Source organism: Xylophilus ampelinus (genome assembly GCF_003217575.1).
Lineage (GTDB): Bacteria > Pseudomonadota > Gammaproteobacteria > Burkholderiales > Burkholderiaceae_C > Xylophilus > Xylophilus ampelinus.
In genome coordinates, this window is record NZ_QJTC01000029.1 from 1 (window position 1) to 18,253 (window position 18,253).

Annotated in this window: 18 protein-coding genes and 1 pseudogene; 5 read left to right on the forward strand and 14 right to left on the reverse strand. The window is 68.1% G+C overall.

All coding sequences use genetic code 11. The features are described from left to right. Positions 1-185: 185 nt before the first annotated feature. The 8 genes from DFQ15_RS15110 to DFQ15_RS15140 form a co-directional block, all read right to left on the reverse strand. Positions 186-971: a class II glutamine amidotransferase gene (locus tag DFQ15_RS15110; protein ID WP_110466781.1), complete on the reverse strand. Its 786-nt coding sequence runs from the start codon at positions 969-971 to the stop codon at positions 186-188. Next, positions 950-1,276 (reverse strand): multidrug efflux MFS transporter, encoded by a 327-nt coding sequence (locus DFQ15_RS18240; RefSeq protein ID WP_146228771.1) that lies wholly within the window; start codon positions 1,274-1,276, stop codon positions 950-952. The genes DFQ15_RS15110 and DFQ15_RS18240 overlap by 22 nt, the downstream gene beginning before the upstream one ends. A 31-nt stretch (positions 1,277-1,307) precedes the next feature. Next, positions 1,308-1,499, reverse strand: a complete 192-nt coding sequence (locus DFQ15_RS15115; protein ID WP_110466782.1) for a 4-oxalocrotonate tautomerase — start codon at positions 1,497-1,499, stop codon at positions 1,308-1,310. A gap of 38 nt (positions 1,500-1,537) precedes the next feature. Continuing rightward, the gene (locus tag DFQ15_RS15120) at positions 1,538-1,792 is read right to left on the reverse strand and encodes a cysteine-rich CWC family protein (protein ID WP_110466783.1); all 255 of its coding nucleotides are present in this window, start codon (positions 1,790-1,792) and stop codon (positions 1,538-1,540) included. 117 nt (positions 1,793-1,909) lie between these two features. After that, positions 1,910-4,084 carry a TonB-dependent receptor family protein gene (locus DFQ15_RS15125; RefSeq protein WP_110466784.1) on the reverse strand — a complete coding sequence of 725 codons (2,175 nt, stop codon included), beginning with the start codon at positions 4,082-4,084 and terminating at the stop codon, positions 1,910-1,912. 258 nt (positions 4,085-4,342) lie between these two features. Beyond that, entirely contained in the window at positions 4,343-4,885 is a 543-nt protein-coding gene (locus DFQ15_RS15130) for a fasciclin domain-containing protein (protein ID WP_110466809.1), read from the reverse strand. 388 nt (positions 4,886-5,273) lie between these two features. Further along, a complete protein-coding gene (locus DFQ15_RS15135; RefSeq protein ID WP_110466785.1) occupies positions 5,274-7,466 on the reverse strand; it encodes a malate synthase G in 2,193 nt (730 codons plus the stop codon). A 137-nt stretch (positions 7,467-7,603) separates the two neighbouring features. Continuing rightward, positions 7,604-7,825, reverse strand: a complete 222-nt coding sequence (locus DFQ15_RS15140) for a hypothetical protein (RefSeq protein WP_146228772.1) — start codon at positions 7,823-7,825, stop codon at positions 7,604-7,606. A 491-nt stretch (positions 7,826-8,316) separates the two neighbouring features. Between DFQ15_RS15140 and DFQ15_RS15145 the strand changes: the two genes are divergently transcribed. Next, entirely contained in the window at positions 8,317-9,909 is a 1,593-nt protein-coding gene (locus DFQ15_RS15145; RefSeq protein ID WP_110466787.1) for a DUF4394 domain-containing protein, read from the forward strand. 139 nt (positions 9,910-10,048) lie between these two features. On the opposite strand, the gene DFQ15_RS18075 is transcribed toward DFQ15_RS15145, so the two are convergent. The 5 genes and pseudogenes from DFQ15_RS18075 to DFQ15_RS15165 all read right to left on the reverse strand — a co-directional run bounded on the left by DFQ15_RS18075 (position 10,049) and on the right by DFQ15_RS15165 (position 13,322). Then, positions 10,049-10,504, reverse strand: coding sequence for a response regulator (locus tag DFQ15_RS18075; RefSeq protein ID WP_259292673.1), 456 nt, complete (start codon positions 10,502-10,504; stop codon positions 10,049-10,051). After that, positions 10,484-10,795, reverse strand: a pseudogene (locus DFQ15_RS18080) (sensor histidine kinase); the annotation flags it as partial. The pseudogene DFQ15_RS18080 and the gene DFQ15_RS18075, both read right to left, overlap by 21 nt. Before the next feature lie 63 nt (positions 10,796-10,858). After that, positions 10,859-11,281: a sensor histidine kinase gene (locus DFQ15_RS15155; protein ID WP_158529083.1), complete on the reverse strand. Its 423-nt coding sequence runs from the start codon at positions 11,279-11,281 to the stop codon at positions 10,859-10,861. A 161-nt stretch (positions 11,282-11,442) separates the two neighbouring features. Beyond that, positions 11,443-12,906, reverse strand: coding sequence for an ATPase domain-containing protein (locus DFQ15_RS15160; RefSeq protein WP_110466790.1), 1,464 nt, complete (start codon positions 12,904-12,906; stop codon positions 11,443-11,445). Beyond that, positions 12,903-13,322, reverse strand: coding sequence for a hypothetical protein (locus tag DFQ15_RS15165; RefSeq protein ID WP_146228773.1), 420 nt, complete (start codon positions 13,320-13,322; stop codon positions 12,903-12,905). Before DFQ15_RS15165 ends, DFQ15_RS15160 begins: the two co-directional genes overlap by 4 nt. 465 nt (positions 13,323-13,787) lie before the next feature. Here DFQ15_RS15165 and DFQ15_RS15170 point away from each other — a divergent pair, with 465 nt between their 5' ends. Continuing rightward, a complete protein-coding gene (locus DFQ15_RS15170) occupies positions 13,788-14,243 on the forward strand; it encodes a DUF2214 family protein (protein ID WP_110466792.1) in 456 nt (151 codons plus the stop codon). Positions 14,244-14,430: 187 nt separating this feature from the next. Here the strand turns inward: DFQ15_RS15170 and DFQ15_RS15175 are convergent, their stop codons facing one another. After that, the gene (locus tag DFQ15_RS15175) at positions 14,431-14,763 is read right to left on the reverse strand and encodes a PsiF family protein (protein WP_110466793.1); all 333 of its coding nucleotides are present in this window, start codon (positions 14,761-14,763) and stop codon (positions 14,431-14,433) included. 144 nt (positions 14,764-14,907) lie between these two features. On the opposite strand from DFQ15_RS15175, the gene argS reads away from it, so the two are divergent. From argS to DFQ15_RS15190, 3 genes are read left to right on the forward strand one after another with little or no spacing between them, the layout of a single operon-like run. Continuing rightward, a complete protein-coding gene (gene argS, locus DFQ15_RS15180) occupies positions 14,908-16,608 on the forward strand; it encodes an arginine--tRNA ligase (RefSeq protein ID WP_110466794.1) in 1,701 nt (566 codons plus the stop codon). Between the two features lie 17 nt (positions 16,609-16,625). Further along, positions 16,626-17,432, forward strand: a complete 807-nt coding sequence (locus tag DFQ15_RS15185) for an SPOR domain-containing protein (RefSeq protein WP_310593146.1) — start codon at positions 16,626-16,628, stop codon at positions 17,430-17,432. Between the two features lie 56 nt (positions 17,433-17,488). Beyond that, positions 17,489-18,148 (forward strand): thiol:disulfide interchange protein DsbA/DsbL, encoded by a 660-nt coding sequence (locus tag DFQ15_RS15190; protein ID WP_110466811.1) that lies wholly within the window; start codon positions 17,489-17,491, stop codon positions 18,146-18,148. The last annotated feature ends 105 nt before the right edge of the window (positions 18,149-18,253 follow it).

The window sequence follows — 18,253 nt, forward strand, 5'->3', positions numbered from 1 at the left end:
TTCCCGTGTGAAAGTAGGTCATCGTCAGGCTCCTACAGCCCGTAATGCCCCCGACTCCCAGAAGGAGCGGGGGCATTGCCTTTTGCGGGGAGCCAAATGGATGAAGTCGATATTCGGTGAAGGAATAGCGCAGACCCGCTTGGAAGATCTCGTTTGAAAGAGCGCGGCGGCAGTGCTTATACGCACTACCGCCATTGCGCGTCACGCAGATGCAGTGCGCCGTCTACGAACACTTTCAGTTCGCCTTGTCCGAAAGCCATCCACTCTTCGTTGCGCGTCAGGGGGGCCGTCACGATTATCGCCACACGATCCTGCGGGGTGGTGCACGACGCGAAATCGATGCTCAGTTCGTCGTCTTCCAGCTCCGCCGGCATGAACGGGTGCCGGCGCTCCAGATAGTACAGATGCGTCGAGGCATGCGCCCACAGAGCCTGGCCGTTCGACAACAGGAAGTTGAAGGTTCCGTGCGACGAGAGCTGCGGCACCAGCTCGCGCAGCGTCAGCGTCAGCTCGTCCACGCTCGGCAGCGTCGCGTGTGACTTGGCCAGCTCCTGCATCAGCCAGCAGAAAGCCGCTTCGCTGTCGGTCGCACCCACGGGGCGAAAGTTGCCGTGCAGCCGCGGCCCGAACTGCTTCAGGTCACCATTGTGTGCGAAGACCCAGTACCGCCCCCACAATTCGCGCACGAACGGGTGGCAGTTCTGCAGATTCACAGGGCCCTGGGTAGCCTTGCGGATGTGGGCGATGACGTTGCGGCTCTTGATCGGATATTTGCGGATCAGGTCTGCGATCGGCGAGTCGATCGCCGGCAGGTGGTCGACGAAATGGCGCAGCCCCAGTTCTTCCTCGAAGAATGCGATGCCCCAGCCGTCCGCATGGTTGCCGGTGCGGCCGCTGCGCTGCGAGAACCCCGAAAAGCTGAACGCGATGTCGGTGGGTGTATTGCAGTTCATGCCCAGTAGTTGGCACATCGCTTATCGATTCTCCGGGACTGGCGTCGAAAAAGGATCGGCTGCGGCCGGCTTGCGTATTCGCAATTTCGACGCGACTGCCGTTGCGAGCAGGCACTCGCGACCCTGAAGCCCGACGATACCCACTGCCCCCGTTCCTGACCCGGCGCGATGCAATGGCGCAGGCCCGGGATCGCCATGTTGATGATGGTCAAGGACATGATTGATGCCATCGTGCAGACTACGCCGCTGAGCGGCAGCCAGCGGTAGCGCGGCCGGTGTTGCTCCCGCAGCGCGGTGTAGGAGGTGTCGGCAGTGGCGGCCATCAGGGGCGAAAGGTGCGGGCGGTGCAGCGCTTCAGCCGCGCGGTTCGGACCAGAGCTTGCCGCCGGTGGCCCAGTTGTGGCGCTGGATGTCGGTGATGATCACATCGACCGAATCGGGCGAGCCGCCCAGAATCTCGACCGACACGCGGGTGATCTCGGCGACCAGCTTCTGCTTCTGCTCGACAGTGCGGCCTTCCATCATTTCGACGTGGTACGTGGGCATCGCGGTATGTTCCTTGAGTGAAGAAAAAAGGGAATCGACTAGCCGATGATAGAAGCCGCGCCGGCACACCGCGGGCAGAGGCAGGCCCGCCCCCGCAGCGCCGTCGGGATGGCGGCCAGCGCGGCCGGATCGACCGCGCCGGGCGCCGTGCACCAGCAGGCGGCGGCGTCATCCGCCCGGCCGCTGGCCGCCATGGCGCAGCCGTTCGACCCGCCGCAGACGATGCAGTGCGCGGCATCGACGCCGTCGGGGACATCACCCGCCTGCGCGGTGGAGAAAGGCTGGGTTGCCATGAAAAAGTCTGGATGTGTGGAAAGGACGCTGGTTGAAATTGTTAACAGAATCGGCCGCAGGCCGGCGCTGTTCAACGACCATTAGCTATTAATTCTATAGCAATTGCACACTGACGATCAGAACCGCCGTTCCAGCTCCACTCCCGCATACACCGCCCGGCGCAGCGCCGGCTCGAAGAAGCGGCCGTTGCCTTCGTTGACGATCACCGAGCCGGCATAGCGGCGGTCGGCCAGGTTGTCGATCCGCACGAACTGGCGCAGCTTCCAGGCGCCGAATTCCTGCTGGAACCGGGCACCCAGGTTGAAGACGGTGGCGGATGCGGCGAAGTCGGTGTTGCGGTCGTCCACCGCCACCTTGCCGGTGTGCCGCATCTCCAGCGTGTAGATGCCGGGCAGGCGGCCCGGCTCCCAGGCCACCTGCGCATAGGCCTGGCGCTGCGGCAGGCCGGGCATGCGGTTGCCGGCGGCGACCGCCTGGCCGCCGGCGCCGAAACCGTCGGCATAGGTGGCCCGCATGAAGGTCAGCGCCGACGAAAAGGTGAACCGGCCCAGTTGCGCATCGCCCGAGAGTTCCAGCCCGCGGCGCTGGGTGGCGCCCGCGTTCTGGAAGATCGACCGGCCGCCGGTGTTGGTGGCGACCACGATCTCGTCGCGGGTGCGGGTGTCGAAGACGGCCGCCGTCCAGGCGCCGACACCGTGCCGGCCGCGCAGGCCGGCCTCGGCGCTGCGGCTGGTGCTGTCCGCCAGCGACGTGTTCAGGCCGCTCTGGCCCGCGCGGGGATAGGCCACTTCGTTCAGCGTGGGTGTCTCGAAACCGCGGCCGATGCTGGCGAACGCCTGCAGCGACGGCGCCAGCCGCCAGCGCACGCCACCGACCGGCGAGGTGCCGCTGAAGCGGGTGGCGCCGCTGTCGTTCGGATTGCCCGGCACGATGTAGCGGTCTTGCGATTCGAGCCGGACCCGCGAGTGGCGCAGGCCGGCGGTCCAGGTCCAGTCGGCGGTTTCCCACTCGGCCTGCAGGTACGGGTCTACCGTGGTGGCGCGGTTGACCTCGTTGCGGCGCAGCGCGCCCAGCACGCCCAGGGCGGTGGGCGCGGCGGCGCTGCCGGTGAAGTTCTGGAAGCCGCGGCGCAGCTCGCGCTGCGTGTCGGCCGCCAGGCCCGCGGTGACGGTGAAGCGGCGCGCGTCGTCGCCGTTGCCGATGCTGCGGTCGAAGCGCCAGCGGGCGTTCCAGCCGCCGTAGTCGCGGTCGAGGTCGATCACCCCGCCGGGATGGCTGGCGGGCGTCTGCACCGTGGTCGGGATCGCCTGGAACTGCGTCAACGCCCGCTGGCCGGCGTAGGCGATGAACTCCACCTGGTGGCCGCCGCCCAGACCCTGCTGCCAGGCCAGGCCCAGCTGCGATTGCTCGACGTTCTTGCGGGTGTCGTAGAGCCGCGCGTTGGGCGTGGTGCGGCCCGGGTCGGCATCGAACTCGGCCCGGCTCAGGCCGAGCGGGTCCTGCGCGAAGCTGGTCTGCCGGCTGGCCAGCAGGGTGATGCGGCCGGCCGTCTCGCCCTCTCCGTGGCGGCGCGACAGCTTCAGGTTGCCGCTTTGCCGGTCGGCGGCCGATTGGGCGCGGGGCCCGTCGGTGGCGAAACGGGAGGCATCCAGCGCATAGCCCCATTCGCCGACCATGCCCTGCGCCTGGGTCGAGGCGCGCCAGAAGCCGTCGGAGCCGACCGCCAGCCCGCCCCGCACGGTGGTCGGCGCGCGGCCCTCGGCGGTGGTGAGCGCGATCACGCCGCCCGACGAGGCGCCGTACAGCGCCGAATACGGCCCCCGGATCACCTCGATCCGCTCGGTATTGCCCAGCGGGAAGTTGGCCGTCTGGCCCTGGCCGTCGGGCGCGCTGGCTGGAATGCCTTCGACGAAGAGCCGCACGCCGCGCACGCCGAAAGTCGATCGCGCGCCGAAGCCGCGGATCGACAGCTGCAGGTCTTGCGCGTAGTTCTGCCGGTTCTGGATCACCAGCCCCGGCACCCGGCCCAGGCTCTCCGACAGGTTGATCTGCAGCTGCCCGGCGCGGATCTCCTCGCCGTCGATCACGTCGATCGAGGCCGGCGCCGTCCAGCGCTGCCGGTCGGGCGCGGCACCGGTGATCACCATCGGCTGCAGGGTGCCGACGGTGTCGGCGGCTGGCACGGCCGTTTGCGCCGCCGCCAGCAGCGGCGAACTGCAGAGCACGCCGGCACAAGCCAAATGCAGCCGCAGGCGAGGGAGGGGCGGGGTGGGGAAAGTCGATGCGGGCATGGCGGTTCGGCGAAAGGAAAGGGCCGCCACGTCCGGGGCCCGTGCAGGAGTCTGGCACGGCGGGTGGGCGGCGTTGTATCGAGTTTCCTTGCCCCCGCGTGCAGGGGGCAAGGAATACCGACCCACACGCGAAAACGGCGCCCGAGGGCGCCGTCTGTCTTGGTGTTTTCCTTCCAAACTCAAAAGGAAAACAGGCCGTAGCCAAGGATATGCAACGGCCGGTTGCTATATAAAATATAGCAATCGTCCAGGAGCCGATCAGCTCGGCAGCAGCACCTTGTCCACGACGTGGATCACGCCGTTCGACTGGTACACGTTGGCGGTGGTGACCATGGCCATGCCGCCCTTCGAGTCGGTGATGATCACGTTCGGGCCGCGCATCATGGCGGTCAGCGTGCCGCCGCTCACGGTGCGCAGCGTGGCGCGTCCGCCGCCGGCAGCGATCTGCTGGGCCAGCGCCGCGGCGTCGATGCGGCCGGGCACCACGTGGTACGTCAGCACCTTGGTCAGCGTCGGCTTGTTGGCCGGCTGCAGCAGCGTGTCGACCGTGCCGGCCGGCAGCGCGGCGAATGCGGCATTGGTCGGTGCGAACACGGTGAACGGGCCTGGGCCTTTCAGCGTATCGACCAGGCCCGCGGCCTTCACGGCGGCGACCAGGGTCGTGTGGTCCTTCGAGTTGACCGCGTTGTCGATGATGTCGCGCGAGGCATACATCGGCGCGCCGCCGACCATCACCGGCGCCATGCCCGGTGCGGCCATGCCGGCACCGGCCATCGGTGCGGGTGGCGGCGGTGGCGCCATGCCGTTGACGGCCGGGCCGTTCGGCGTCATCGGGCCGGTGCCGCCGTTGGTGGTAGAGACGTCGGTGCGGGCGTCCGAGCCGGGCATGCGCGAACCGGACATGCCGCCTGCACAGGCGGTAAGGAGGGCGGCAACGCCGGCGGCGACGAGGATCTTTTTCATGGGGTTCTCCGGATGTTTCGACAGGGGGACGAATGGCCGCTGTATCTGCCGCGGCCACTAAGCGCCATCGCTTGTCCTTTTTACGCGGCGTGCCGCGGTTTGGTTTCGTAGGACGAGACGCCGATATGCATTTGCGCGTCCTGTCACCTGAATCGGAACGCGCGGCCCCAAAAAAAGCCGCCCGGAGGACGGGTGGCTTACCAGTACGAGCCAGCGAAAGCGCAGATCAACCCGCCGCCTTCACCTTCAGCCGCCACGCATGCAGCAGCGGCTCGGTGTACCCGCTCGGCTGCTCCACGCCCTTGAACACCAGATCCAGCGCCGCCTGGTAGGCGGCGCTGGAGGCGAAGTTTCCGGCCATCTTGCGGTAGAGCGGATCGCCGGCATTCTGGCCGTCGACCACCGCGGCCATGCGCTCGAAGGTGGCGGTGACCTGCTCTTTCGTCACCACGCCGTGCAGGAGCCAATTGGCGATGTGCTGGCTGCTGATGCGCAAGGTGGCGCGGTCTTCCATCAGGCCGACGTCGTGGATGTCGGGCACCTTGGAGCAGCCGACGCCCTGGTCGATCCAGCGGACCACGTAGCCCAGGATGCCCTGGACGTTGTTGTCGAGCTCCTGCTGCTTGTCGGCGTCGCTCCAGACCGGGTTCGGCGCTACCGGCACCTGCAGCAGGTCGGCCAGGAGGGTGTCGCGCACGCTGGCGGCGTCGGTCTGCTCCAGCTCTTTCTGCACCGCGGCCACGTCGACCTGGTGGTAGTGCAGCGCATGCAGGGTGGCGGCGGTGGGCGAGGGAACCCAGGCGGTGTTGGCGCCTGCCTTCGGGTGGGCGATCTTCTGTTCGAGCATCGCGGCCATCAGGTCGGGCATCGCCCACATGCCCTTGCCGATCTGGGCCTTGCCGCGCAGGCCGGCCGACAGGCCCACCAGCACGTTGTTCTTCTCATAAGCGGCGATCCACTTGGTGGTCTTCATCTCGCCTTTGCGCAGCATCGCGCCGGCCTGCATCGCGGTATGCATCTCGTCGCCGGTGCGGTCCAGGAAGCCGGTGTTGATGAAGGCGACGCGCGACGCGGCCTCGGCGATGCACGCGGCCAGGTTGACGCTGGTGCGGCGCTCTTCGTCCATGATGCCCAGCTTGACGGTGTCGGCGGGCAGGCCCAGCAGTTGCTCGACGCGGCCGAACAACTCGCTGGCGAAGGCCACCTCATACGGCCCGTGCATCTTGGGCTTGACGATGTAGACGCTGCCGGCGCGCGAGTTGACGATGCCGTCCTTCCGGGCGCTGCGCTTGAGGTCGTGCAGCGCGATGGTGGTGGTGACGACCGCGTCCAGGATGCCTTCGGGAATTTCCTGTCCGCCGTCCCACAGGATGGCGGGGTTGGTCATCAGGTGGCCCACGTTGCGCAGGAACATGAGCGAGCGGCCGTGCAGCCGCACCTCGCCGCCGGCGGCACCGGTGTAGACGCGGTCGGCGTTCAGGCGGCGGGTGATCGTCTTGCCGCCTTTCTCCAGCGACTCGGTCAGCGTGCCCTGCAGGATGCCCAGCCAGTTCGAATACGCGAGCACCTTGTCGGTCGCATCCACCACCGCCACCGAATCTTCCAGGTCGAGGATGGTGGAGAGCGCGGCCTCCAGCACCACGTCCGACACGCCGGCCGCGTCGGTCTTGCCGATCGCGGTGGCGCGGTCGATCTGGATGTCGATGTGCAGGCCGTTATGCACCAGCAGCACCGCGGTGGGCGCGGCGGCGTCGCCCTGGTAGCCGAGGAACTGGGCGGGATTTTTCAGGCCGGTGGTGCGGGCCGCGGTGGTGACGGCCAGCGCGCCGTTCGCGACGGTGTAGCCGGTGGCATCCGCATGCGAGCCTCTCGCGAGCGGCGCGGCGTCGTCCAGGAAGCGGCGGGCGAAGGCGATGACCTTCTCGCCGCGCTCAGGGTTGTAGCCTTTGCCCTTCTCGGCGCCGTCGGTCTCGGGAATCGCGTCGGTGCCGTAGAGCGCGTCGTACAGCGAGCCCCAGCGCGCGTTGGCGGCATTGAGCGCATAGCGGGCGTTGAGGATAGGCACCACCAGCTGCGGGCCGGCCTGCAGCGCCAGCTCGGCGTCGACGTTGGCGGTGGTGGCCCGGGTCTTGGCGGGCGCGGGCTGCAGGTAGCCGATCGATTCGAGGAAGGCGCGATAGGCCGGCATGTCCTGGATCGGGCCGGGGTGGGCCTTGTGCCAGCCGTCCAGCGCCGTCTGCAGCCGTTCGCGCTCGGCCAGCAGGGCGGCGTTCCTCGGTGCCAAGTCGTGCACGATGGCGTCGAAGCCCTGCCAGAAGACGCTGGCGGCCACGCCGGTGCCCGGCAATACCCTGTCCTCGATGAAGTGGCGCAGTTCGGTGGCCACTTGCAGGCGGTGGACGGTGGTGCGGTCGGTCATGGTCGTGGCTCCTGGAATCGAAGGCGGGGCGGTCTGGCACATGCCATAACCCAACTGTATTCGAGACCGGCACCGCGATTGATCGCCCCGCAGGACGTCGATTCAGGACAAATCCGCGCGAATCGAAGGCGGCAGGATCAGCCGTAGTGCGCAACCCACTCGATACCCTGCTTGTGCGCAGCCTCGATCGCCGTGTCGGGCGTCAGATGGGCGCCGCGCTCGACCGCGATCTCGCGGGGACGGCTCGGCCAGACCAGCTTGGAGATGGTCAATGCGGGTGCGAACCTGCCGCTGTCCACCGGCTTGGCGGTGCAGATCAGGTCGTAGTCCTGGTGTCGGTAAGTCTTCGTGGCGGCCATCATGTGTCCTCGTGCGCCAAAAAAATCAGTATGCCTCGTTAGCATGCTTCCGCTCGGCCGTCCGGCGGCTGCGCGGCCCGGGTGTGGGCCCAAAGCATCACAGTGCCCGCCGCCCGCGCGGGCCATTACAAGCAAACGCCGTACCGGGCGTCCCGTTCGGCCCGGGTGAATCGGTTTCGGCCGGCCAATTACCGCATCGCTTGGCGCAACAGCTGGGAGGTGGGGACGACATCGCCACCGGCTGCGATTTACCCGAGCCGATGTCGATCGTGCATATCGCTCCTGAATTAATAGCTGGAGGTCGTTGACGAATGCCGGCTGCAGCTCTTATTTGCTTGAGAATGCCTGCGGCACCAGGAGAAATAAAATGTAAGTAAAACGTGGTGCTGCATCCGTCCGGCCTTTTGTGCCTGGAGACTGCGGGGCGCTGCGGAATTTGCCCGTGCAATTTCTGTCGGCATGCCCTTCATCCACCCAGAACAAGGACCGACATGCAAACCACACCGAAGACCCGCTGGGCGCTCGCCCTGATCGCCACCGCCGCCCTGGCAGCCTGCGGGGGAGGCGACGGGGGCGGCGGCACCACGCCGGTACCGGGCGCGCAGCTGGGCGACACGATCGCGATCACCGCCACTGGCCGGGTGGTGTCGTTCAACCGCACTACGCCCGCCGCGTTGGCCACCAGCCTGCCGATCACCGGTCTGGCCGCCAACGAGACGCTGCTGGGCATCGACGTGCGACCTGCAGACGGCGCCATCTACACCGTCAGCTCGCTCGGCCGCATCTACACGCTCAATGCGACCACCGGCGCGGTGACGTTCCGGGCGGCGCTCTCCACCGCGCTGTCGGGCACCCAGTTCGGCTTCGATTTCAACCCGGTCGCCGACCGCCTGCGCCTGGTGAGCGACACCGGCCAGAACCTGCGCATCGACGTGACCACCGGCGCCACCACGGTCGACGGTCCGATCAACGGCGTGGCCGGCGCCCGCGTTACCGCTTCGGCCTATACCAACTCTTTCGCCGGCACCACCACCACCCAGCTCTACAACCTCGATGCCGCCGGCACACTGTACCTGCAGGACCCGCCCAACAACGGCACGCTGACCAGCCCGGTCAACCTGGGCGTGGCCTTCACCGGCGCCAACGGCTTCGACATCGACGCGCGCAACAACCGCGGCTACGCGGCCCTGACCGTCGCCGGCACCACCTGGCTCTACACCGTCGCTCTGTCGGGCAACGCCGGCGCCACCCTGGTCGGCCCGATCGGCTCGGGCGAGGCGATCGTCGGCCTGACGCTGACCCAACCCACGGCACCGCGCGCCTACGTGCTGACCGACACCTCGCGCCTCGGCAGCTTCGCGCCGGCCACGCCCAACACGCTGTCGACGACGGTCGCGGTGAGCGGCCTGGGCACCAACGAGACGGTGCTGGGCATCGACTTCCGTCCGGCCAACGGCCTGCTCTACGCGCTGACCTCGCTCGGCCGGCTGGTGACGGTCGATCCGGACAGCGGCGCATCGACCTTCGTCTCGGCCCTCGCGGCCGACCCGGCCGACACCACGCTGCCGTACGCCGGCCTGTCGGGCGCGCGCTTCTCGGTCGACTTCAACCCGGTGGCCGACCGCCTGCGGGTGATCAGCAACACCGGCCAGAGCCTGCGGATCAATGTCGACACCGGTGCCACCACCACCGACGGCGCGATCAACCGCACCGCGCCGGCCAGCGTGGTGGCGGCGGCCTACACCAACAGCTTCGCCGGCACCATCGCCACCGACCTGCTCGACCTGGACACCAACCAGAACGTGCTGGCCCGCCAGGCACCGCCGAACGACGGCACGCTGGTCAACATCGGCGCGCTCAACACGGCGCTGAACGGCCAGGGCGCGTTCGACATCGCCGGCGGCGCCAACGGCCTGTCGCTGGCGGCCCTGCGCCCCACCGGCACCGGCCCGTTCAGCCTCTACACCATCTCGCTCACCACCGGCGCGGCCACGCTCTTCGGCAACACGACGGGCAACGGCGCGCTGTCGCAGATCGGCGGCGCGGGCGGCCCGGTGGTGCGGGACATCGCGATCCGCTACTGATCGGGCGGGCTCCCTGGGCGGGGTGGCGGGTCCCCGAATGGAGGCGGCCACCCGGCCGTAGCGCGTTGTTCGGGCGGCCGCGCTCCAAACGGAGTCCGGCTAGCGGGGCCGGAGCCGCGCCGTTTCCGGCCCGGGCGGTTCACCGCTGCCGCAACCGCGCCCGGATGGCGTCCAGAATCTCCTCGAACCCGGCAGGCTTCGCCAACTGGCAATCGAAGCCCGCAGCGATAGCCCGTTCGCGGCGGCCGGGGCCGTCGTAGCCGGTCAGGGCGATCAGGATCGGCCTGCGGGAGGTCTCGGTGCTGCGCCGCATGTTCTGCGCTACTTCGTAGCCGCTCATGCCGGGCAGTCCGATATCGCACACCACCACGTGGGGACGGTGGCGGGCGAATTTGTCGAGCGCGGTCGGGCCGTCGTGGGCCGTCTCGGGGTCGTGCCCGGCCAGTTCGAAGAGGGTGCACAGGGTGATGCGCGCATCCGCGTTGTCGTCCACCAGCAGTACGCGCAGCGACGGCAGTTCGGTCTCGGCGGGAGGCAGTGCCGCCGCCTTCGGCGCATCGACCAGGGGCAAGCTGACCACGAAGGTGCTGCCCATGCCACGCCCGCCGCTCTTGGCCACGATGCGACCGCCGTGCAGATCCACCATGCTGCGTACGATGGTGAGGCCCAGGCCCAGCCCTCCCTGGCTGCGGTCCAGCGAGCGGATCTCCTGCTGGAAGATATCGAAGATGTGCGGCAACGCTTCGGCTGCGATGCCGACGCCGTTGTCTCCCACCTCCACCACCACCGTGTCGGCCACCGCCCGGGCGGTCAGGGAGATCCTGCCGCCGTGGGCGGTGTACTTGATCGCGTTGTTGAGCAGGTTGGCGAAGATCTGCAGCAGGCGCGCCGGATCGCCTTCGACGAAACAGCTTTCCGCCGGGACCGATACGGCGAGGGTATGGCCTTGCTAGTCGGCGAAGCCGATGCATTGTTCGATCGCCTGCTGCAGGGGCTCCTGCACCGGGACCACGCGCTTTTGAAGATGCACCTTGCCGTTGGTCACGCGCGACGCGTCGAGCAGATCGTCCAGCAGACGCGACATATGCCCGACCTGGCGGTCGATGATCTGCTGCATTCGGATCGACGAATCCGGCGTCAGGGAATGGCTGGCCAACAGAGCGGCCGCATTGCGGATCGGCGCCAGAGGATTGCGCAGCTCGTGGCCCAGCATCGCCAGGAACTCCTGCTGGCGCGCCTGGCGGTGTTCGGCCGCCTTTTTCTGCTCGGTGGCATTCAGCGATGCGAGCACGAGGTTCTGGTTCGCCTCGCTGAGTGCGGCACGCGCCGCGCTCGACGCGCTCTCGTGTTCGCGCTGCAGGTCGTCCCGCACCGAAGCGGCTTGCTCCCGCAGGTGGACGGTCGATTCGCGGTGCGTGACCACATGCTCGCGTACGGCTGCCGTCCACGCCCGAGAGTTGGTATCGGCTTCTAGCGGCTGGTCCAGCGTCGAGGACGAATATGGAGGAAAAGTCGCCATGCGATGCCGGCCCGCTAATACCGAGGATGGCCGCTCAACAGCCCGTCGATCCCATGCACCGCGGTGCCGATGACCATGCCATCGTCGGTGATCTGGAACCTGCGCAGTTCGTGGCTGTGGGCGCTGTTGCGGACCTTCACCACCGCCAGCACCCGTTCGAGTCGGCCTTCCAGTTCCACATAGCGCTGGACGATGATCGCGTCGGTCAAAAAGGCGGCGCCGTAGGGGCTGAAGCGCAGGTCGGTATAGCGGTCTTCCAGCTCGGAAATCAGCAGCACCGCCACCCCCATGCCGGTGAGCACCGCCACCATCCGGTGCAGCGACTCCCGGAAATCCTCGCGGAACATGGGGGCCAGCGACAATTCGAAGCCCGAGAGCGAATCGATCACCACCCGCCTGGCGCCGGTGCGCTCGATCAGGTCGGTGAGCGCGTACAGAGTTTCGTCGATCGATAGATCGAGCGCCCGGGTGTCGACCATGCCCACGTCGCCGCTGGCGACGAGCCTGTCGAGCTGCACCTTGTGTGCGCGCTGCGGCGTCTTCTCGAAGGCCGCGATCACGCCGCGCTCGCCCGCCGCCACGCCCGCCGCCAAGAAGGCGACCGCCAGCTGCGACTTGCCGGAGCCCGACGGACCCGAGACCAGCAACGAATAGCCGGGCGGCAGGCCGCCGCCCATCATGTCGTCGAGGACCGGCACGCCCATCGACAGCCGTGCATCGACCGCCGGCCCGCGGCCTGCGGCATCGGCCCGGCTCTCGACGCCGTTCGCGGTGTCGGGCAGGATGCGCGGGAACACGCGGATGCCGTCGTTGCCGATGCGGAAGGTGTGTTGCCCCGGGATCGACGCGTGGCCGCGCATCTTGGCGATCTGGATCTTGCGCACCATCGAGTTGCCGTGCAAGTTCTGCGTCATCCACAGGATGCCGTCGGCCACGGTGAAGATCGGGTTGGCCTCGGTCTCCTGCGCCAGATATTCGCCGATCAGAAACGAGGTCGCCTGCCAGGTGGTCAAATGCATCCCGAGGCGCTGCACGAAGAGCCGCAGGTCGGTGCCCGGGCCGCCCGACTGCACCGCCTGCACTACCGAGCGGAAAGAATCCACCATCACGAAGGCCGGGTTGCGCAGGCTCATCTCGCTCACGATCCGCGCCAGCACCTTGTCGAAGTCGCCGGTCATGGCCTCGTCGGCCAGGTTCACGAAGTGGATGCAGTCGCCCACCTTGGCGAGGTCGAAGAAGTCGTACTGCTGCTGGTAGCGCAGCATCTTGATCGTCGGCTCGCCCAGGATGGTGAAGAAAAGGGCCGGCCGCTCGGGCGTAGCCAGGGCGAACATGATCTGGTGCGCCAGGGTGGTCTTGCCGGATCCGGGCACGCCGGCGATCAAGTTGAACGAGAACTCGGCCAGGCCGCCTCCCAGCAATTCGTCCAGCCCCGGTACGCCCGTCTTCAGCCGCCGTATCTCGACCTTGTTGGTCATTTCGATTTCTCCTCGATGGGCGCTGCGCCCGCCGGGGGAAGATTCCAGGCAGAACGCAGCAGGCGGTTTGTCAGTGGCTCGCCTATGAGCGACGTAAGCAAATCGGCAAAGGTGGTCAGCAGTGCGGTCGATATGGCACGCGCCTCGGCAAGGTCGAGCCGGGCGAGGTCTTCGCGCAGGCAGGCCAGTTGTTCGTCGCGCGTTCCCTGGGCCGCGGAAAGTGCCGCAGACCGGTCGCGCCGCACCAGATGGACGCTGCGTCCGTAGAGCGCGCTTGCGCCGTGCATTCCCACAAGAGGTTCCAGTTTGTCCAGCAGATGGCCCAGCGCGCGCACTACCGCTTCCGCCACCGAAGCAGCGGAGCCAGCCGAATCGGTCGTGACCGGAAGAGCGCTCTGGATGAGTTCCTGTCGCATGGGAGGGGCCGCCTACCCGCGTTGTGGCGGACGAACGGATCCAAATGGTGGACGCGCGTCCATTGTGCCGTCCCCTGTGGCCGGCGCCATGCGGCAGGACCCGTAGGATACGAAATAAATTCCCGGTCGAACTGCCTGCGGGTCGATTGCGATGGCACCTGTTGCGACTTCGCACGGTGCTGAGGCGGGACGGTTGGTTATCCTCCTGGAACGTATCGCCTGCACGTGCCGGACCTGCCGCGGTTGCGGTCCGTCGGTCGCCGCTTTCCGTCCGCGACGCCGCACGAGCGTCTCGGCACGGCGCGCCGTGCCGCTGTCGCCGAACCGCCTGGAGTTCCATGTCTCCCTCCGTCCCTCCACCCATGTTCTGGATGGTAAGTGTCAAACCTATGGGCTGTCTTATCGTGCCGGTATCTAATCGCGCAGGTCCGAACCGGCCCGGCATCCCACAAGAAAAGAACATCCATGGTCCTCGAATCCGTCCTCGCCTACCTGCATCTTCTGGCCATCTTGACGATGGTGGTCTTCGTCGCGAGCGAGGCGGCTCTGTGCCGGGCCGAATGGCTCAACGCCAAGGCGGTGGCGCGGCTGGCGAAGATCGACCTGGTCTACGGCATCGCCGCGGTGCTGGTGCTGGCGACCGGCGTGGCGCGCATCGTCTGGGGCGTCAAGGGCCCCGCCTACTACGGCGCCAACTGGCTGCTGCACGCCAAGGTGGGCCTGTTCGTGGTCATCGCGCTGGTCTCGATCAAGCCGACGCTCACCTTCCGCCGCTGGGCGCGGATGCAGAAAGCGGGCGGCGCACTGCCCGGTGCCGCCGAGATCGCCGCCACCCGCCGGCTGGTGATGGTGCAGGCGCACCTGCTGCCGCTGATCCCGCTGGCCGCGACCTTTCTGGCGCGGGGCTTCGGCGTCAGGTAGGTCCGGGCGCCGCCGCGCAAAGCGAAACCCCGCACGGCCGGCAGGCGGTGCGGGGTTTCTCGCATTCAAAATTAATAGCGACAAGTCGATGTCCAGTAAGCCTTTCAAGGGGTTCTATACCTGAAAAATTTGTTGTTCGACGACTGCCAGCTATGAATTAAATAGCGCTGAGTCGCGTGTCAAGCCCTCAGGCGGCCGGTTTGTTTTTCAGGCATTCGCTCATGAAGCTCTTGCGGGCGTCGCCCTTCAGGTCCTTCGTCTTCGCGTCGGCGTTGCAAGTCTTCATCTTGTTCTGCTGGGTGGCCTTGCCGGCGGCCAGACACTCCTTCATGAAGGCCTTGCGCTCGTCGCCCTTCTTGCCGGTGGCCTCGGTGTTGCAGGTCGCCATCTTGTCCTGCTGGGCGGTTTTGGGCTTGGCTGCGGCGTCTGCGGCCGGGGCATCGGCGGCATGCACCGCGCAGGCCAGGGAGAGCGCCAGGCCGGCGGCAAGGGTGAGCAGTGTCGTATTGGTGGTTTTCATGGTTTTTTCTGCAACGGGTTGGGATCTGCGGGCCTCGGCGAGGCCCGCTCCATAACGCATGGCCCGCCCGCGGGGATGACGCCGCGCGCGTGTCGCCGCCAAGCCCGCCGGGCGCCCGCGGGGGGCGCACCCTAAAATCACCGGATGCTCTCCGTCCAACACGATCTGCTCGCGGCCCTGGCCGACGCGCTCGAACAACTGCTGCCCGGCGCCGGTGCCCGGGCCGTCTTCGAATCCCCCAAGGTGGCGGCGCACGGCGATCTCGCCACGACCGCGGCCATGCAGCTCGCCAAGCCGCTGGGCCAGAACCCGCGCCAGGTGGGCGAGGCGCTGCGAACCGCGCTGCTGGCCATGCCCGCCTTCGCTCGCTGGACGTCGGCCGTCGAACTGGCCGGCCCCGGCTTCCTCAACATCCGCCTGACGCCGCAAGCCAAGCAGCAGACGGTGCGCGAGGTGCTCTCCGCCGGTGCCGCCTACGGTGCGCAGCCGGTGCAGCCCGACGACCGGGTGCTGGTCGAGTTCGTCTCGGCCAACCCCACCGGCCCGCTGCACGTGGGCCACGGCCGCCAGGCGGCCCTCGGCGACGCGATCTGCAACCTGCTGACGACGCAGGGCCGCGCGGTGCACCGCGAGTACTACTACAACGACGCCGGCGTGCAGATTCAGACGCTGGCGCGCAGCACCCAGCTGCGCGCCAAGGGCTTCAAGCCGGGCGACGCTTGCTGGCCCACCGATCCGGCCGACCCGGCCAGCAAGGCTTTCTACAACGGCGAGTACATCCAGGACATCGCCGACGACTTCCTGGCCGGCAAGACGGTGCAGGCCAGCGACCGCGCCACCACCGCCAACGGCGACGCGGACGACATCGACGCGATCCGCGACTTCGCCGTCGCCTACCTGCGCCACGAGCAGGACAAGGACCTGCAGGCCTTCAACCTGGCCTTCGACGAGTACTACCTCGAATCGAGCCTCTACACCAGCGGCCGGGTGCAGCGCACGGTCGACCGCCTGGTCGCCAACGGCAAGACGTTCGAGCAGGACGGCGCGCTCTGGCTCAGGAGCACCGACTACGGCGACGACAAGGACCGGGTCATGAAGAAGACCGACGGCTCCTTCACCTACTTCGTGCCCGACGTGGCGTACCACATCTCCAAATGGGAGCGCGGCTACCGCACGGTGGTCAACATCCAGGGCACCGACCACCACGGCACCATCGCCCGGGTGCGCGCCGGCCTGCAGGCGGCCGACGTCGGCATTCCGCAGGGCTACCCCGACTACGTGCTGCACACCATGGTGCGGGTGGTCAAGGGCGGCGAAGAGGTCAAGATCAGCAAACGCGCCGGCAGCTACGTCACCCTGCGCGACCTGATCGAGTGGACCAGCACCGACGCGGTCCGCTTCTTCTTGCTGAGCCGCAAGCCCGATACCGAATACACCTTCGACATCGACCTGGCCCTGGCCCAGAACAACCAGAACCCGGTGTACTACGTGCAATACGCCCATGCCCGCATCTCGTCGGTGCTGGCCGCCTGGGGCGGCGACCGCGGCTGGCTGCCGCACGCCGACCTGGCGCCGCTCGACACGCCGGCCGCCCAGGCGCTGATGCTGCAGCTGGCCAGGTACCCGGCGATGCTGACCGACGCGGCCACCCACTTCGCGCCGCACGACGTCACCTTCTACCTGCGCGACCTGGCCGCGGCCTACCACAGCTACTACGACGCCGAGCGCATCCTGGTCGACGACGAAGCCACCAGGAACGCCCGCCTGGCGCTGGTCGCCGCGGTGGCGCAGGTGCTGCACAATGGCCTGGCGATCCTCGGCGTGTCGGCGCCGCAGAAGATGTGAACCGTTCCCCATATTTCATGACAAGCAGAGGACAGGCGATGCGGAGCGACCACGGGCAGCGGGCGGGACGGATGCGGCACCCACAGCAGGGCGGCACCTTCCTCGGCATCATCATCGGCGTCATGCTGGGCCTGGGCGCCGCCCTGGCGGTGGCCGTCTACGTGACCAAGGTACCGGTGCCCTTCCTGAACCGCAACGCCAATCGCAATGCCGACATGGACGCGGTCGAGGCGCAGAAGAATCGCGACTGGGATCCGAACTCGGCCCTGGCCAACAAGCGCGGCGTGCGGCCGCCGCCCGGCAGCACCGGCATGGCCGGCACCGTGGGCGCCGCCGCCCAGGGCGTCACCCCGCCGCAGGCGCCCGGCACCGCCGTGGCCCCGGTGGCTGTGCCCGAGCCGCCGCCCGGCCCGGCCGCGCGCGCCGCCGCCGCCGCCGCCAGACCCGCATCTTCAGATCCGCTGGGCGACCTGGCCGCGGCCCGCGCCGCCCGCGCGCCGCAGGCCGTCGCCTCGGCCGCGCCCAATGCCGCGGCCACCAGCGGCGCGGCCGCCACCGGTGCCGCCGCCGCTCCGGGCAGCGCCGAGCCGTTCGACTACTTCATCCAGGCCGGCGCCTTCCGCAGCAACGACGACGCCGACGCCCAGCGCGCCCGCCTCGCGATCATGGGCTGGGAGGCCCGGGTCACCGAGCGCGAGCAGGCCGGCCGCACCGTCTACCGCGTGCGGGTCGGCCCCTTCACCCGCCGCGACGATGCCGACCGCCTCAAAGAGAAGCTCGACACCGCCGGCATGGATTCGACGCTGGTGCGCGTGCAGCGCTGAACTTTTCGCGCTTGCGCGCCCTCAGACCCGTTCAAGGAGAAACCCTGTCCATGTTGATGAATCGCCGCGACCTCACCCTGTCCTCCGCCGCCACCCTGGCCGCCACCGTGCTGCCGCTCGGCTGGACGACTTCCGTCCACGCCCAGGGCAAGCCGCCGCAGTCCGGCAAGGACTACCTCACGCTCGACAAGCCCGCCACCGTCGACACGGCGCCGGGCAAGATCGAGGTGATCGAGTTCTTCTGGTACAGCTGCCCGCACTGCAACGCCTTCGAGCCTGCCTTCGAGCGTTGGGTCAAGGCCCAGCCCGCCGACGTGGTGGTGCGCCGGGTGCCGATCGCCTTCCGCGACGACTTCGCACCGCAGCAAAAGCTCTACTACGCGCTCGAAGCCATGGGCAAGATCCCCGAGCTGCACGTCAAGGTCTTCAACGCCATCCACAACGAACGCCAGAAGATCGCCACCGACGGCCCGATCGCCGACTGGGTCGCCAAGCAGGGCGTCGACAGGGCGAAGTTCGTCGAGACCTACAACTCGTTCTCGGTCGCGGCCAGGGCCAAGCGGGCGGTGCAGTTGCAGGACCAGTACAAGCTCGAGGGCGTGCCGGCCCTGGGCATCGCCGGCAAGTATTACACCGACGGCAGCATGGCCGGCAGCATGGACCGTGCGCTGGCCGTGGCAGACTACCTGATCGCCGACGCCCGCAAGACCCGCTGACGCTGGCTATCGCCCGCTGCCGCCGTGCCGTGCCGGTGGCGGCCGGGCACACCGACAGGCCCGCATCGCGCGGGCCTTCTCGTTTGCGGTCTCCCCGTACGATAA

Coding starts and splice junctions, on each gene's coding strand:
- DFQ15_RS15190 (WP_110466811.1), top strand. CDS start 17,489: ATGAATCGCCGCGACCTCACCCTGTCCTCCGCCGCCACCCTGGCCGCC.
- DFQ15_RS15140 (WP_146228772.1), bottom strand. CDS start 7,825: ATGGCCGCCACGAAGACTTACCGACACCAGGACTACGACCTGATCTGC.
- DFQ15_RS15185 (WP_310593146.1), top strand. CDS start 16,626: ATGACAAGCAGAGGACAGGCGATGCGGAGCGACCACGGGCAGCGGGCG.
- argS (WP_110466794.1), top strand. CDS start 14,908: ATGCTCTCCGTCCAACACGATCTGCTCGCGGCCCTGGCCGACGCGCTC.
- DFQ15_RS15110 (WP_110466781.1), bottom strand. CDS start 971: ATGTGCCAACTACTGGGCATGAACTGCAATACACCCACCGACATCGCG.
- DFQ15_RS15135 (WP_110466785.1), bottom strand. CDS start 7,466: ATGACCGACCGCACCACCGTCCACCGCCTGCAAGTGGCCACCGAACTG.
- DFQ15_RS15170 (WP_110466792.1), top strand. CDS start 13,788: ATGGTCCTCGAATCCGTCCTCGCCTACCTGCATCTTCTGGCCATCTTG.
- DFQ15_RS15120 (WP_110466783.1), bottom strand. CDS start 1,792: ATGGCAACCCAGCCTTTCTCCACCGCGCAGGCGGGTGATGTCCCCGAC.
- DFQ15_RS15125 (WP_110466784.1), bottom strand. CDS start 4,084: ATGCCCGCATCGACTTTCCCCACCCCGCCCCTCCCTCGCCTGCGGCTG.
- DFQ15_RS15130 (WP_110466809.1), bottom strand. CDS start 4,885: ATGGCGCCACCGCCGCCACCCGCACCGATGGCCGGTGCCGGCATGGCC.
- DFQ15_RS15145 (WP_110466787.1), top strand. CDS start 8,317: ATGCAAACCACACCGAAGACCCGCTGGGCGCTCGCCCTGATCGCCACC.
- DFQ15_RS15160 (WP_110466790.1), bottom strand. CDS start 12,906: ATGACCAACAAGGTCGAGATACGGCGGCTGAAGACGGGCGTACCGGGG.
- DFQ15_RS15175 (WP_110466793.1), bottom strand. CDS start 14,763: ATGAAAACCACCAATACGACACTGCTCACCCTTGCCGCCGGCCTGGCG.
- DFQ15_RS18075 (WP_259292673.1), bottom strand. CDS start 10,504: ATGGGCAGCACCTTCGTGGTCAGCTTGCCCCTGGTCGATGCGCCGAAG.
- DFQ15_RS15165 (WP_146228773.1), bottom strand. CDS start 13,322: ATGCGACAGGAACTCATCCAGAGCGCTCTTCCGGTCACGACCGATTCG.
- DFQ15_RS18240 (WP_146228771.1), bottom strand. CDS start 1,276: ATGGCCGCCACTGCCGACACCTCCTACACCGCGCTGCGGGAGCAACAC.
- DFQ15_RS15115 (WP_110466782.1), bottom strand. CDS start 1,499: ATGCCCACGTACCACGTCGAAATGATGGAAGGCCGCACTGTCGAGCAG.